This is a genomic window from Streptomyces sp. NPDC021080 (assembly GCF_044333225.1).
In the GTDB taxonomy this organism is placed as follows: Bacteria; Actinomycetota; Actinomycetes; order Streptomycetales; family Streptomycetaceae; genus Streptomyces.
On sequence record NZ_JBIRQM010000032.1, the window covers coordinates 1 to 14,463 of the forward strand.

Genomic DNA, 14,463 nt, shown 5'->3' on the forward strand with positions numbered 1-14,463 from the left:
CCGAGGTTGAAATTTCACGCAGGTGAGGGGATGCGCCCAAGCCACCGCACACCCGCAGCCGGGTACGCGCGGGAGGGGCCGTGCCGGTACATCGAGGCCCGTCGCCACCGACGGCCACACCTCACCCAACGGCGACGGGCTGATGCCCCGGCACGGCCCCGCCCCACCCACCGGACCCACCCCGCCCTCCGCCCGGCACCCGCTTCCCCACCCGAAAACCGGGGAACCTCCAGACCTGCTTCGCGGGAACTCCACAGGTAAACGCGGGTAACACCCCAGGTCACCGAAGTAAGCGCATACCGACCGCCCAGTTCGGCGAAACGGTCGCGCGGGCCCGCTACCTACGAGTAGCGTGCGCGCTGCTCACCCCCCGCTCCCTGCGGTCCCGCCCCGGACCCGAGCCACGCAAGGAGAACCGGGATGCCCGACGCGTTCTCGTCCCCCGAGCACCCGAAGCCGCACCGGCAACAACCACACCGACCCCCGTACTCACCGCCCCCGTCCCCGTCCCCGCGCGCCCCGCTCTACCAGCCGTACCCGCCGCCGCAGGAGGAGGACCACGGGCATCCCGGACACCCGCCGCCCGACCCCGACCCCACCCGGCTGACCTACCCCTGGCAGCCCCGGCCCCGGCCGGCCGAGCCCCCGCAACGGCGCATGCCGCGCCACCGGCTCCTCGGGCAGCACAGCGACATCAGACTCCTGCGCGGCGCCTACCGCCGGCAGCGCCGCGTCGCGACCCTCACCGCCCTCGGATACTTCACCCTCTTCCTCATCCTGTCGGCCTTCGCGCCCTCGCTGATGACGAGCACGGTGTCCGGCGGACTGTCGACCGGTCTGCTGCTCGGCCTGCTCCAGGTCCCCGTCACCTGCCTCGCCATCGCCGTGTACGAGTACTCCGCGCGCCGCCGCCTCGACCCCATCGCGGACCGGATCCGCAGACAGAGCGAACTCGACGCGCGACGGGAGGCGGCACGATGACGGGGTTCAGCACGTCCGCCCAGACCATGTCGCTCGTGGCGTTCACCGCCGTCGCCACGATCACCCTGCTGCTGTGCGTGATGACCGGCCCGGACCGCGACGACCTCGACGAGTTCTACACCGGCTACGGATCGCTCTCGCCGATGCGCAACGGCCTCGCCATCGCCGGGGACTACATCTCCGCCGCGAGCGTGCTCGGCACCGGCGGCGTCATCGCGCTGGCCGGCTACGACGGCGTGGTCCTCGCCCTGAGCACCGCCCTGTCCCTGATGCTGCTGATGTTCCTGCTGGCCGAACCGCTGCGCAACGCGGGACGGTTCACCATGGGCGACGCCCTCGCGCGCCGCACACCGGGCCGCGCCGTCCGCAACACCGCCTGCGCGGTGACCATCGTCGCGCTGCTGCCGCTGATGCTGGTCCAACTCGCGGGCGCGGGCGACCTTCTGGCCTTCATCCTCGGTTTCTCCGCCGACTCCCTCAAGACCGGCTGCGTCATCGGCCTCGGCGCGCTGATGATCAGCTACGCGGCGATCGGCGGCATGAAGGGCACCGCCCTCATCCAGATCCTGAAGATCGTGATGCTGCTCGGCTCGGGCGTGGCGGTCGCCGTCCTCGTGCTCCACCGCTTCGACTGGAACCCCGGCACCCTGCTGGCCGCCGCGGCCCGCAACAGCGGTGTGGGCGACGCCTACCTCCGCTCCGGCCTCCAGTTCGCGGGCGGTGCCAGCCCCCGCCTGGACATGATCACCTCGGAACTCACGGTCGTCCTCGGCGGCGCCTGCCTCCCCCACATCACCATGCGCATGTACACGGCCGACAGCGCCCGCCAGGTACGCAGGTCGCTGTCCTGGGCGGTGCCGTGCGTGGCCCTGTTCGTCCTGATCGTCAGCGTCATCGGCTTCGGCGCCACCGCCCTGATCGGCCGCGAGGCCATCGCGGCCGCCGACCCGCAGGGCAACACGGCCTATCTGCTGGGCTCCCGGGCGGCCTTCGGCACCTCCGTCTCCACCGCCGAGACCCTCCTGTTCACCACCGTGACGACAGCGATCTTCCTGACACTGCTCGCCTCCGTCGCCGGGATGATCCTGGCCTGCGCCAACTCCCTCGCCCACGACGTGTTCGCCCACAGCCGGCTCTTCCGCGGCCGGCGCCGGGGCGACGAACTCTCCCCGCGCCGCGAGATGCTCCTCGCCCGCATCTCCGCGCTGACGGTGGGCGTCCCCGCCATCCTGCTCTCCACCCTCGCCCAGCACCACAGCCTGCAGCCCCTGGTCACCCTGTCCTTCTGCATCGGCGCCTCCGCGATCGCGCCCGCGCTGGTCTACAGCCTCTTCTGGCGCCGCTACACCCGCGCCGGACTGCTCGCCACCCTCATCGGCGGCACCCTCACGGTCCTCGTCCTCATGCCCGGCACCAACCTCGTCTCCGGCTCCCCCACCGCCGCGTTCCCGGACGCCGACTTCAACTGGTTCCCGTTCACCACCACGGGCATCGTGTCGATCCCGCTGGGCTTCGCCTACGGCTGGCTCGGCACGGTGGCCTCGGGCCGCCGCAAGGCGGAGGAACAGCGCAGGCAGTACGAGGCGGTGGAGGGCTGGATCCTGGCGGGGGCGATACGGAAGGGGCGCTGAAACCGGCCAGGACCGGTGGGAGACACACCGCGGAGCGGCGGGGGAGACACCGCCGAGCGGGGGAAGCTCCCGAACCGCGGAGCGGTCGGGAAGCACCGCGGCGCGGGGCTTCCCACCGGGTCGGCTACTCCGCCGGGGCCCGCCCGGTGAGAGACGTGAGGCTGCTGCGTACGTGATCCATGTGGGCCCGTACGTGATCCCACCGCTCCCCGTGCTCCCGCAGCACCCGGTCCGTCTCCCGGGCGATCCGCTCCTCGCTGACCCGCGCCTCGGCGACCAGTCCGGCCGCACGCGCCGCCGCGTCCTCCTGCTGGTGCCGGTCCCACTCCTCCGCCTCCGCGAGAACCCGCTCGGCCCGGGCCAGCGACTCCTGCGCGCGCGCCTCGCGTTCGATCCGGTCCGCCTCGGCCTCGGCCTCACGCTCGGCGGCGGCCCGCTCGAACTCGGCCCACCGGGCGGTGTGCTCCGCCTCCTGAGCGCCGGCCAGAGCCTCCGCCCGCCCCCGCACCTCACGCAGCACCGCGAGCACCTCCCCCCGTTTCTCCTTCACCTCCCGCCGCGCGGAGACACGCACCTCGTCGGCCTCGGCACGCGCGTCGGCCAGCCGCCGCAGGGCCCACTCCTCCGCCTCCTCGCGGACCTCGTCCGCGTACGCCTGCGCGGCCTTTCGCACGTCGCGGCCCACCGCCTCGGCGACCTCGGCCTCCGACCGCGCGTCCTGCCGCGCCTCCTCCCGCAGGGCCTCGGCCTCCTCCTCGCCGAGCGCGAAGATCCGCCGCGCCCGCTCGCCGAGTTCCTCGTACGTCTGCGGGGCGAGCCGCGTCACGGCCTCCCGCAGCCGCTCCGCCTCGGCCTCCATGTCCTTCGCCAGCACGGTCAGCCGGGCGGCCCGCTCCCAGGCCGCGTCACGGTTCCGGGAGAGCGCCGCGGCGTACGCGTCGACCTGTTCGGGACGGTAGCCGCGCCCCCGTACGGCCACGAAGCCGTACGGCGACACCGGTGTGCTGCTCATCCTTGGACCCCTCTCCGCCCGACACACACGAAAAGACGATTTCGCGCACATCTTGATGGATCACGCGGAAGTGTTCATAACGCGACACTCCGCCCACCCATTTCGGCCACAGACACGTCACGGACGTGACATTCGGGGTCGACGCCGATACGAAACGAACGAGGCGCCCGGCCCGTGATCCGGGCCGAGCGCCTCATCCGTACCGCCGTCGTCCTGCTCGTACCGCCCGCTTCCGCGGAACCGCGGCTAGAGCAGGCCGTCCCACATCTCCTCCAGCAGGACCGACCACCAGCTCTCCGGGGAGGCCAGGGCCGCCGGGTCGAGCGAGGCGAGCTGGGCCTGGAAGTCGACGGTCCAGCGGCCCGCCTGCTCCTGGTTGAGGCCGAACCGCAGCCGCCACATCCGGCCGAGCAGCGCCAGGCAGCGTGCGAACTCGGGCAGACCGGTGTTCACGAACTGCGGCGGCACCGGAGCGCCCCCGGGACCGGCCTCCACCGGCACGGCGACGATGTTCGCGGTGCCGTACTGGACACAGATCGCCTTGCCGAAGTCGCTGCCCATGACGAGGTACGAGCCCGCGTCCTGGGACGCCATCACCCCACGCTCCTGCGCCAGTTCGGCGAGGGTGGGCACCGGACGGCCCGGCTGGGCCTGCGCCCAGAAGAACGGGCCCATGTCGACCGGCAGCCCGGCCACGACCAGGGTGTGCGCCACGATCGGCGGTACGCCCTGCCGCGACACGGCCGCCTGGTCGAACCGGAACATCCCCGGCCCGAACGCCGCCGCCAGCTCCTGCGCGATCGCCTCCGGCGGGATCGGCGGCGCGGGCTGCACCGGCGGAATCGGCGCCCGCACCGGCGCCGGACGCGCCGGCCCGTCCGCGACCTGGTGCAACTCGCCCTGATGCGCGAGAAGTTGGTGCATCCCCTGCTGCCGGCTCGCGTGATCCGTGCCGTACGGCGCGATGCTCGTGATCCGCGCCTGCGGGAAGGTCTCCCTGATCATCCGCGCGCAGTACGCACCCGGCAGTTCACAGGACTCCAACTCCGTGTGCAGCTCCAGCACTTGCTGCGGCGGCACGTTCATCGCACGCAGCTCGTGCAGGATCTGCCACTCCGGGTGCGGGGTACCCGGCGCGGACCGCCGGATCAGCTGCTGCTCGGAGCCGTCCTGGGCCCGGTAGCGCAGCACGGCCTGATAGCCGGGCCCCACCGTCGGCTGTCCCGCCTGCGGGTAGCCGTACGCCGGCTGCTGACCCGGAACCGGCTGCCCCGGCACGGGCTGCTGCCCGGGCAGCGGCTGAGGGGCGCCCTGCGGCACACCGGGAGCCTGCGGGGGCGGCGGCACACCCGGGCCACCGGCCGGAGGGGCGAACATCGTCGCCGCGTGGTGCACCTCACCGGAAGGCGTGCCCCCGGGCGCACCAGGAGCACCGGGCGCACCCGGCGGCTGCGGCGCGCCCGGACCGCCCGCCTGGGGCCCGGCCAGCATCGTCGCGGCGTGGTGCGCTCCGCCCGCGGGCGTGGCACCCGGCGGAACAGGTGCACCGGGAGCGCCCTGCTGCCAGGGAGCGCCCGGGGCTCCGGGGGGACCCGGCGGCTGCGGCGCGCCGGGGCCGCCCACCGCGGGCCCCGCCAGCATCGTCGCGGCATGGTGGACACCGCCCGGAGGAGGCGTCGCGCCGGGCGGCTGGGGCGCACCCGGCACCCCCTCGGGCCCGTCCGGCCCGAGCTGCGAGACAAGCTGCGTCGGCACATAGCCGCCCGCGGGCGCACCCGGTGCGGACGGCGGAGGCGTGCTGCCCGGCCGTGCGCCCGGCGCCCCCGGGGCGCTCGGCGGATGCGGGGCGGCCGCCCCGCCGCCGCGCGCCGCCCGGGGCGGCATCGCCTTGCTGGTGGCGGCGTCGGCGATGTCACCCGCGTTCGGAGGCAGCGGCCGTGACGGCGCGGCGGACGACGGCGTACCGGGGAAGCCCGGAGCCGACGGGACACCGGGCGGCGGAGTACCCGGACCGGCGCCCGGAGAGTGCGGGAAGCCGTACGCGGGCGCGCCCGGAGGCGGCGTTCCCTGCGGGTCGCCGGAAACCGGCGCGGGAGAGCCCGGGAGGCCGGCCACGGGCGACACCGTCGTGCTCGGGAGTCGACTGCCGCCGGACATCATGGCGGTCTGGTCGTACGCGGCGGCGGGCGGCGGGGTGCGCGAGTCGTCGGCATCCGTCAGCTGCGGGGCGAACACGGTCGCCGGCAGCGGCACGGAACGGTCGTCCCCGGGATCGGCGTTCGTGTCCGTCCCCGCCCACGGGGTCGCGTCGGCCGGAACGGGCGCCATCACGTCCCGCGGACCGGGGACCTCGTCGTCGGTCGCGGCGGCCGGCCACGGCGTGGCCCCGACGGGAACCGGCGGCGCACCCGGCGTGGTGGCCGGCGAGGCGGCGTGCACCCCCGGCGCGGCAGCGGCTCCCTGCTCCCCGGAATCCCCCGGCACACCCGGCAGCGAACTCCCGCCACCGGCCGCGCCGTTCGCGGAGGCGCCCGCCGAGGAGGCGGCCGGACGGGAACCCGCCCCGTCGGAGCCGGACGATCCCGATCCGGAACGCCGGTCCGGAATCCCCATCTTGTCCGCGGCCTCCTGCAGCCACTCCGGAGGGCTCAGCAGGAACGACGTCTGATTCAGATCGACCCGGGCCGCGGGCGCCGGCGCCGGCTCGGAAGACCCGGCCGGCACCCCGTACTCCTCCTCGTACCGGCGGATGACCTCGCCCACCGGCAGCGCGGGCCACAGCGTGGCCTCCCCGCTGTCCCGCGCGATGACGAGCCGCTGCGCGCCCCCGTCGGAACGCGGCCCCTCGGCCCGGTCCTCCGCCCATACGACAAAGCCGAGTTCGAACTCGCGCACCCGCACCTCACGGTGCTGGTACCCGGCCACGTCCCCGTTGATCCACTCTTCCGCGCGCTCCTGCGCCTGCGCGAAGGTCACCATCGCAGCCTCACTCCCCCACCGAAGACACCGAGGAGACGGGCACGGCGTGCGCGAAACCGCCGTCCACCATCAGATTCGCCACCGTCTCCAACTCCGGCGGATTGCCCGCCAGCCGGGACAGGAACTGGTCGAAGTCGTCACCGCACGGCAGCAGCAGCCGCTGCACCCGCTCGGCCGGCGGCCACGCGTCCTGGTCACGGGCGTCGTCGAACGCGCAGAACCAGACCGAACCGATCCGGTCGCCCTTCACCTTGACGGCCAGCAGACCGCCCTGCACGAACCCGATCCCCAGGTAATCCTTGGTCAGATGGTCGCGCAGACACTTGTTGACGTACACCAGGTCGTTGACCGCGGCCTCGTCGCGCACCGTGAACAGCGGCTGGTCCACCAGCAGTCCGAGCTCGGCGTCGAGCGCGGCACCGACCGGCGCGCACCCGCCCGCGGCCTTCAGGAACGACCGGTAGGCACCGGGCAGCCGGTAACCGAGGTCCTCCTCGACCGCCAGCACCTGCTGCTCCGTCACCGCGACCGACGACTTCGGCAGCCCGAAGTGCGCGGGCCGCGTCTCCTGCAACGGCCGCGTCCCCCGCTTGGAATGGTCCACCACCGCGGTCGCGACACCACCGTGATGCCGCAGCAGCGCCTTCACCTCGACCGGCACCAACTCCAGCCGCCGGGTGCCCGCCACGTGGTGCCACGTCCAGCCGTGCGGAGTCGCCACCGAGGGAATCGTGTCCCACAGATCGTGCCCGGACGCGGCGAGGGCGGCGTTCGCGGACACATAGTCCGTCAGCCTCAACTCGTCGACACCGAAACCCTCCGGGGGCTCGGCGATCTCCGCCGCGGCACGCGCGTAGAGCGAGAAGTCCGGATAGCCGCGCTCGTCGATCCGTACACCTCTGGGATGGCGCGCCGCCCGGACCGGATCCGGGAAGTGCACGACTTGCCCGGCGTAGGCCGCGTTCGGCGGCGCGGCCTGCTGCCCGAGCCGACCTGTCGTCATGACGGTTGCCCCCTGTTACGGCGTCTTCAGTAGCTGGATGGAGCGCGGATGTCGACAGCCTATTCGGTTGTACGACACCGGTCACCGGGCCTCCGGTTCCGTGACCGGCCGTCACCTCACAGTGACCGTATGCCGAAGACCTGGCGTGTCGCGGCGCCCCAGCTACCGCTCCCGCCACGCCATTTGGCAGTCTGTCTCCGCACCGGGGGATGCACGGGAGGGAAAGACGATCATGAACGCGACGCATACGAGCACGTCCGGGGACCCCCGGGTCGGCTGGAGCAGCGCCGAATCGCTGCACGCGCCCGCCCTGCTGTACCGCCGCGACGGCATACTTCCCACCGTCGCCGCCGCCCTCTCCGTCCGCGGCACCACCCTCACCGGCACGGCCGCCCGGGGCGATCAGCCGCCCGTTCTTCACCCACTCGTCCAGGACTTCCTCGACACCCTCACCAACGCGCAACGCGACCGCTTCACCGGCCGCTGCGCCGAGGCCATCCTGATCTCCCGCCAGATCGCCTCCGCCGACGCCGAACGCAGCAAGCGCTCCGGCCGCAGGCCGATGACCAACGGCGAAGCCCGCAAAGCCCTCAAGGGCGCCAAACTCACCGCCCGCCGCATCCGCGAGGACGGCGACCCGCTGCACGGCAGCTTCGCCGCCCCCTGCCGCTCCTGCACGGCCCTCAGCGGCCACTTCGGCGTACGCATCGTCGACCCGGCGGCACCGAACGCCTGAACTCCCCCACCCCCGCACACGTACGTATGACGGCGTCCCGCGACGCCGAGTCCCATCCCTCGACGAACGAAGGGCAGATGCACTCCGAACGCTCCTCCTCCAGCCTCTTCTCCAGACCGGGGCAGGGGGGACCCCCGTCACGTTTCCCCGACCCCGTGGACGCCGTGCTGCGCTCGGCGGGGTGGCAGCCGGGACGCTGGGACATAAAGCAGGCCGAGTACTGGGCCGACGAACTGCGCGGACACGAGTCACCGGCCGGGCACCGGCACGCCGTGTTTCCCGCGGCGGTCGAGGCCTGGGCGGAGTTCGGGGGGCTGCGTATCGGCTCCGCGGGGCCCGGGCGACAGCTCACCCCCACCGCGCTCCACCTCGACCCCCTGCACGGGCTCCACATGGCCCGCACCCTCGGCGACCTCGGCCGCGCGCTCGACACCGAGGTCTGCCCCCTCGGCGAGGAGCCCGACTCCCACGCGCTGCTCGCCATCGACGCCGAGGGCCGTGTCTACAGCCTCGACCACACCGGCGACTGGTACCTCGGCCCCCACATCGACGCGGCCCTCACCACCCTCCTCACCGGCACGCCCCCACCCCGCCTGACCACCACCTGACAGACGGTCCCTCGCCCCCTCCGCCCCTGCCCTCCCCCAAGGTCTCGGCTTCGCTCGACCAGGGGGGGACCCCCATCACCCCTGGGGCTCCGCCCCGGACCCCGCTCCCCAAACGCCCGAGGGGCTGAAAATCCCTGGCCGGGGCACCACGACGCACCCGCAGACGGGATCCGACGCGAGGGGCCGTGCCGGTACATCGATGCCCGTCGCCACCGACGGCCACGCCTCACCCAACGGCGACGGGCTGATGCACCGGCACGGCCCCGCCCCACGACGCACCGCTCCCGAACCGCACCCACGAACCGCCCGCGAACCGCCCGCGAACCGCCCGGAAGGCTACGCCGGGATCACCGCCGACACCCGGAACCCACCCGCGTCGGTCGGCCCCGACACGAACACACCCCCGAGCGCGGCCACCCGCTCCTTCATCCCCAGCAGCCCGTTCCCCCCGCTGGGCAGCCCCACGGACGCCCCCGCCCCCATCTCCGGCGGACACTCGTTCTCCACCTGCATCGCGATCTCGGACACCCGATGCGCCAGCCGGACGTACGTCTTCGCCCCCGCCGCGTGCTTGTGGACGTTCGTCAACGCCTCCTGCACCACCCGGTAGGCGGTCTGCTCGATCTCACGGGCGTACCCGCGCAGGTCCCCCTCGACCGACAGGGCCACGACCATCCCCGCCGCCGCCGACTGCCCGATCAGCTCGTCGATCTCGGCCAGACTCGGCCCCTCGCCGCCCCCGGAGTCGTCCGCCGCCCGCGACGCCGCCGCCGCGGCAGCGGCTCCCACCGCGGCCAGCGGCACCGACGGCACCCGCGCGTCCAGCCCGTTCCCCGTACGCAGCACGCCGAGCATCTCCCGCAGCTCCGTGAGCGCCTGCCGCCCCATGTCCCCCACCAGGGCGGCGTTCTTCACGGCCTTCTCGGGATCCTTCCGGGCGATCGCCTGCAGCGCCGCCGCGTGCACGACCATCAGGGAGACCCGGTGCGCGACCACGTCGTGCATCTCCCGCGCGATCCGGGTGCGCTCCTCGTTGCGCGCCCACTCCGCCCGCTCCTCGGCCCGCTCCGCGAGCAGCTGCAGCTCCCGCTCCAGCGAATCGGCCCGCTCCCGCAGGCTCTCCATCAGCCGACGCCTGGCCCCCATGTACAGACCGAGCAGCACGGGCGGCGCGGTCATCCCGATCGCCGTCGTGATGGAGGCGAACGGGACGAGCCAGTTCCCCATCGGCACGTCCCCGCGCACCACGCTCTGGTGCGCCCGGACGAACGTGACGATCAGCATGCCGGCGAAGGACATCCCGGCCAGCGCCGCGGTGATGCGCCGCGGCAGCTCGGAGGCGGCGAGCGTGTAGAGCCCGACGAGCCCCATCAGGAACCCCATCTGGGCGGGCGTGACCGCGATGGACACCAGGACGACCGCGATCGGCCACTTCCGCCGCACCAGGAGCACGGACCCGGAGACCGCCCCGAACGCGACACCCACCGGAGCGGGCAGTCCCGCGTCGTGCGCGAAGCGGACCCCCTCGCCGCCGCACTCGAACGCGGACACCAGAGCGAGTCCCGCGTCCAACACCGCACTACGCCATCCGACCCACCACCACGGCCCGTTCCCGGCCGCGGTGTGCTCTTCCCCCGTCGTGGTCATGCCTCCAGCCTACGGTTGCACCCCGGACCATTTCCGGTGAGTTTCTCCGACCGCCCCGCGCCGCGCCCCGCCGGGAATCACCGGCCTCCGGAACGCCGTCGGCCCCGCGCCGGTGGCGGTGCCGCAAGCGCAGGAACGCAGACGCCCGGCCTCCGTGAACACCTCGGACACGCGGCGGGACCACGTGGTCATCTGCCGCACGGGAGGCGCCGAGTTGTACCGTCGCACGGAAGGCGCCCGGTACGGCATAGTGTTGGGTGCCGACTCGACGAGCCGACCAATTGTCCGGTTCGATCGAGTTCATTCCCCCGTGGTGTAATTGGCAGCACTGTGGCTTTTGGTGCCATCTGTCCGGGTTCGAGTCCTGGCGGGGGAGCCTCGGTCGATCCGGCCCCTGACGGTGCCCTCAGGCCCTCGGGGCCCTCTCCCGCATCCCTCCTGTTTCGCCCCGGTATCCTGCGGATGTCCACCCCCCAGTCATTCACAGCCGAAGGGCAACCCCGTGAGCGCCATCCACCCGGCCGCCGTCGTCGTACTCGCAGCGGGTGAGGGCACCCGTATGAAATCGGCCACACCCAAGGTTCTGCACGACATCTGCGGACGCTCCCTCGTCGGTCATGTGCTGGCCGCCGCACGCGAATTGGATCCCGAGAACCTGGTCGTCGTCGTGGGCCACGCCCGCGAGAAGGTCGTCGGGCACCTCGCGGAGATCGACCCGGGCGTCCGGACGGCGGTACAGGCCGAGCAGAACGGCACCGGGCACGCGGTACGGATGGCCCTCGAGGAACTCGGCGGCGGTGTGGACGGCACGGTCGTCGTGGTCTGCGGCGACACCCCCCTGCTCAGCGGCGAGACCCTGCTCGCGCTGGCCTCGGCCCACGGCGCCGACGGCAACGCCGTCACCGTGCTGACCGCCGAGGTCCCCGACGCCACCGGCTACGGCCGCATCGTGCGGGACGGCGCCGGCGGCGCGGTCACCGCGATCGTCGAGCACAAGGACGCGAGCGACTCGCAGCGCGCGATCCGCGAGATCAACTCGGGTGTCTTCGCCTTCGACGGCCGGCTGCTCGCCGACGCGCTCGGCAAGGTGCGCACGGACAACAGCCAGGGCGAGGAGTACCTCACGGACGTCCTCGGGATCCTGCGCGAGGCCGGGCACCGCGTGGGCGCGGCCGTCGCCGCCGACCACCGCGAGATCGCCGGCATCAACAACCGCGTCCAGCTCGCCGAGGCGCGCCGCATCCTGAACGACCGGCTGCTCACGCGGGCGATGCTGGCCGGCGTCAGCGTCGTCGACCCCGCGACGACCTGGGTGGACGTGACGGTCACGTTCGAGCAGGACGCGATCGTGCTCCCCGGGACGCAGCTCCAGGGCGCCACGCATGTCGCCGAGGGCGCCGAGGTCGGGCCCAACTGCCGCCTGAAGGACACCCGGGTGGGCGCCGGTGCCCGTGTCGACAACACGGTGGCCGACACCGCCGAGGTGGGTCCCGAGGCGAAGGTGGGTCCGTACGCGTACCTGCGTCCGGGCACCCGGATCGGTCTGAAGGCCAAGGTCGGCACGTACGTCGAGACGAAGAACGCGACGATCGGCGAGGGGACGAAGATCCCGCACCTGTCGTACGTGGGGGACGCGACGATCGGCGAGTACTCGAACATCGGTGCCGCGAGCGTGTTCGTGAACTACGACGGCAAGGACAAGCACCACACGACGATCGGCTCGCACTGCCGTACGGGTTCGGACAACATGTTTGTGGCTCCTGTCACGGTCGGGGACGGCGCGTACACCGCGGCGGGCTCCGTCATCACCAAGGACGTGCCCCCCGGTTCGCTGGCCGTGGCCCGTGGCCAGCAGCGGAATATCGAGGGCTGGGTGGCCCGCAAGCGTCCGGGGAGCGCGGCGGCGAAGGCCGCGGAGACCGCTGTCCGGGGACCGGAAGACGAAGGCTGACGGGAAAGCGGTGCGCCTGGGACGGCGTACCGTGATAAGTGCACATCCGCACCCCAGCTGAGAGACCTCTCGCGAACCAGCTGAGACCTCTCACGCCCACTGAGATGACCTCTGAGGAGACAGTGCTGTGACCGGGATCAAGACGACGACCGGCGAGAAGAAGATGATGTTCTTCTCCGGCCGCGCCCACCCCGAGCTTGCCCAGGAGGTCGCCCACAAGCTGGGTGTCGGGGTCGTCCCGACGAAGGCCTTCGACTTCGCGAACGGCGAGATCTACATCCGCTACCAGGAGTCCGCGCGCGGCGCCGACTGCTTCCTGATGCAGAGCCACACGGCCCCCATCAACAAGTGGATCATGGAACAGCTGATCATGATCGACGCTCTGAAGCGGGCCTCCGCCCGGAGCATCACCGTGATCGTGCCCTTCTACGGTTACGCCCGTCAGGACAAGAAGCACCGCGGACGTGAACCGATCTCGGCGCGTCTGGTGGCGGACCTGATGAAGACGGCCGGTGCGGACCGCATCCTCACCGTCGATCTGCACACGGACCAGATCCAGGGCTTCTTCGACGGCCCGGTGGACCACCTGTTCGCGCTGCCGATCCTCGCCGACTACGTGGGCGCCAAGGTCGACCGTTCCAAGCTCACCGTCGTCTCCCCGGACGCGGGCCGGGTGCGGGTCGCCGACCGCTGGTGCGACCGCCTGGACGCTCCGCTGGCCATCGTGCACAAGCGCCGCGACAAGGACGTCGCCAACCAGGTCACCGTCCACGAGGTGGTCGGTGACGTGAAGGGCCGTGTCTGTGTGCTCGTCGACGACATGATCGACACCGGTGGCACCATCTGCGCCGCCGCCGACGCGCTGTTCGCGCACGGCGCGGAGGACGTCATCGTGACGGCCACGCACGGTGTGCTCTCCGGCCCGGCGGCCGACCGTCTGAAGAACTCCAAGGTCAGCGAGTTCATCTTCACGGACACCCTGCCGACGCCGGGTGAGCTGGAGCTCGACAAGATCACGGTGCTCTCGATCGCGCCGACGATCGCGGACGCGGTGCGTGAGGTCTTCCAGGACGGCTCGGTGACGAGCCTGTTCGAGGAGCAGTAGGCCCCGGTCCCGCCGGTCGCCTAGATCGATTTCTTGTACGGCCTCCCCGCCCCGTAAGCTGTCACAGTTGCTCGGCGAGGGAGGCCGCACTTTTGTGTGCGGCGGTCCGTTATCGACGCGCTCTTCGTAGCAGGCCGATGGTTTGGCCGGGTGACCTTCTTCCCCAGGATCTACGAGGAGTGAACATGTCCGAGGTCAAGCTCGCCGCCGAGTCCCGCACCGAGTTCGGCAAGGGTGCCGCCCGCCGCGTCCGCCGTGAGGGCAGGGTTCCCGGCGTCGTCTACGGTCACGGCACGGAGCCGGTCCACATCACGCTCCCGGGCCACGACCTGCTGCTCGCGCTGCGCACGCCGAACGTCCTGCTCTCCCTGGACCTGAACGGCAAGACCGAGCTCGCGATCCCGAAGGCCGTCCAGCGCGACGCCATCAAGGGCTTCCTCGAGCACGTCGACCTGCTCCTCGTGAAGCGCGGCGAGAAGGTCACCGTCGAGGTCTTCGTGCAGACCGAGGGCGAGCTGGCCCCGGGCAGCTTCCTCGTCGAGAACGTGCTGAACACCCTGACGGTCGAGGCCGAGGCCACCCACATCCCGGAGTCGGTCACCGTCTCCATCGAGGGCCTGGAGGCCGGCGCCTCCATCCACGCCAAGGACATCACGCTCCCCAAGGGCACCACGCTGGCGATCGACGAGGACGCGGTCGTCATCCAGGTCCTGTCGGCACAGGCCGAGGAGCCGGCCGCCGAGGGCGAGACCGAGGCTGCCGCCGAGGCCTGATTCCCCCCGGAATCTTCATCTGTGTCAGCCGCCGCTC

General features: G+C 72.4%; 11 protein-coding genes and 1 tRNA gene. 8 read left to right on the top strand and 4 right to left on the bottom strand.

Translation table 11 applies throughout. The annotated features are described in order from the left end of the window. The first annotated feature begins 420 nt into the window (after positions 1-420). Positions 421-981, top strand: a complete 561-nt coding sequence (locus tag ACH4S8_RS42735) for a DUF485 domain-containing protein (protein ID WP_398404313.1) — start codon at positions 421-423, stop codon at positions 979-981. After that, entirely contained in the window at positions 978-2,612 is a 1,635-nt protein-coding gene (locus tag ACH4S8_RS42740) for a cation acetate symporter (RefSeq protein ID WP_398404315.1), read from the top strand. The genes ACH4S8_RS42735 and ACH4S8_RS42740 overlap by 4 nt, the downstream gene beginning before the upstream one ends. A gap of 124 nt (positions 2,613-2,736) precedes the next feature. On the opposite strand, the gene ACH4S8_RS42745 is transcribed toward ACH4S8_RS42740, so the two are convergent. The 3 genes from ACH4S8_RS42745 to ACH4S8_RS42755 form a co-directional block, all read right to left on the bottom strand. Beyond that, a complete protein-coding gene (locus ACH4S8_RS42745) occupies positions 2,737-3,624 on the bottom strand; it encodes a cellulose-binding protein (protein WP_398404317.1) in 888 nt (295 codons plus the stop codon). A gap of 246 nt (positions 3,625-3,870) precedes the next feature. After that, a complete protein-coding gene (locus ACH4S8_RS42750; protein ID WP_398404319.1) occupies positions 3,871-6,603 on the bottom strand; it encodes an SUKH-4 family immunity protein in 2,733 nt (910 codons plus the stop codon). Between the two features lie 7 nt (positions 6,604-6,610). After that, complete coding sequence (locus ACH4S8_RS42755; protein WP_398404321.1) at positions 6,611-7,606, bottom strand: SMI1/KNR4 family protein; 996 nt, start codon at positions 7,604-7,606, stop codon at positions 6,611-6,613. A 232-nt stretch (positions 7,607-7,838) separates the two neighbouring features. Between ACH4S8_RS42755 and ACH4S8_RS42760 the strand changes: the two genes are divergently transcribed. Beyond that, a complete protein-coding gene (locus tag ACH4S8_RS42760) occupies positions 7,839-8,342 on the top strand; it encodes a YwqJ-related putative deaminase (protein ID WP_398404323.1) in 504 nt (167 codons plus the stop codon). A 77-nt stretch (positions 8,343-8,419) separates the two neighbouring features. Continuing rightward, positions 8,420-8,950 (top strand): SUKH-3 domain-containing protein, encoded by a 531-nt coding sequence (locus tag ACH4S8_RS42765; RefSeq protein ID WP_398404325.1) that lies wholly within the window; start codon positions 8,420-8,422, stop codon positions 8,948-8,950. A gap of 336 nt (positions 8,951-9,286) precedes the next feature. Here ACH4S8_RS42765 and ACH4S8_RS42770 read toward each other — a convergent pair whose 3' ends face one another. Further along, the gene (locus ACH4S8_RS42770; RefSeq protein WP_398404327.1) at positions 9,287-10,597 is read right to left on the bottom strand and encodes a sensor histidine kinase; all 1,311 of its coding nucleotides are present in this window, start codon (positions 10,595-10,597) and stop codon (positions 9,287-9,289) included. 304 nt (positions 10,598-10,901) lie between these two features. Here ACH4S8_RS42770 and ACH4S8_RS42775 point away from each other — a divergent pair. From ACH4S8_RS42775 to ACH4S8_RS42790, 4 genes are all read left to right on the top strand, one after another. Continuing rightward, positions 10,902-10,973: transfer RNA gene (locus ACH4S8_RS42775), tRNA-Gln, on the top strand. Between the two features lie 126 nt (positions 10,974-11,099). Next, positions 11,100-12,548 carry a bifunctional UDP-N-acetylglucosamine diphosphorylase/glucosamine-1-phosphate N-acetyltransferase GlmU gene (gene glmU / locus ACH4S8_RS42780; RefSeq protein ID WP_398404329.1) on the top strand — a complete coding sequence of 483 codons (1,449 nt, stop codon included), beginning with the start codon at positions 11,100-11,102 and terminating at the stop codon, positions 12,546-12,548. Between the two features lie 127 nt (positions 12,549-12,675). Continuing rightward, positions 12,676-13,653: a ribose-phosphate diphosphokinase gene (locus tag ACH4S8_RS42785; protein ID WP_398404331.1), complete on the top strand. Its 978-nt coding sequence runs from the start codon at positions 12,676-12,678 to the stop codon at positions 13,651-13,653. Between the two features lie 185 nt (positions 13,654-13,838). Then, a complete protein-coding gene (locus ACH4S8_RS42790) occupies positions 13,839-14,426 on the top strand; it encodes a 50S ribosomal protein L25/general stress protein Ctc (protein ID WP_398404333.1) in 588 nt (195 codons plus the stop codon). The last annotated feature ends 37 nt before the right edge of the window (positions 14,427-14,463 follow it).

What these genes read in the sequence shown, in the direction of transcription:
- ACH4S8_RS42755 (WP_398404321.1), bottom strand. Translation starts at nt 7,606, where the DNA reads ATGACGACAGGTCGGCTCGGGCAGCAGGCCGCGCCGCCGAACGCGGCC.
- ACH4S8_RS42740 (WP_398404315.1), top strand. Translation starts at nt 978, where the DNA reads ATGACGGGGTTCAGCACGTCCGCCCAGACCATGTCGCTCGTGGCGTTC.
- ACH4S8_RS42790 (WP_398404333.1), top strand. Translation starts at nt 13,839, where the DNA reads ATGTCCGAGGTCAAGCTCGCCGCCGAGTCCCGCACCGAGTTCGGCAAG.
- ACH4S8_RS42745 (WP_398404317.1), bottom strand. Translation starts at nt 3,624, where the DNA reads ATGAGCAGCACACCGGTGTCGCCGTACGGCTTCGTGGCCGTACGGGGG.
- ACH4S8_RS42770 (WP_398404327.1), bottom strand. Translation starts at nt 10,597, where the DNA reads ATGACCACGACGGGGGAAGAGCACACCGCGGCCGGGAACGGGCCGTGG.
- ACH4S8_RS42765 (WP_398404325.1), top strand. Translation starts at nt 8,420, where the DNA reads ATGCACTCCGAACGCTCCTCCTCCAGCCTCTTCTCCAGACCGGGGCAG.
- ACH4S8_RS42760 (WP_398404323.1), top strand. Translation starts at nt 7,839, where the DNA reads ATGAACGCGACGCATACGAGCACGTCCGGGGACCCCCGGGTCGGCTGG.
- ACH4S8_RS42750 (WP_398404319.1), bottom strand. Translation starts at nt 6,603, where the DNA reads ATGGTGACCTTCGCGCAGGCGCAGGAGCGCGCGGAAGAGTGGATCAAC.
- ACH4S8_RS42735 (WP_398404313.1), top strand. Translation starts at nt 421, where the DNA reads ATGCCCGACGCGTTCTCGTCCCCCGAGCACCCGAAGCCGCACCGGCAA.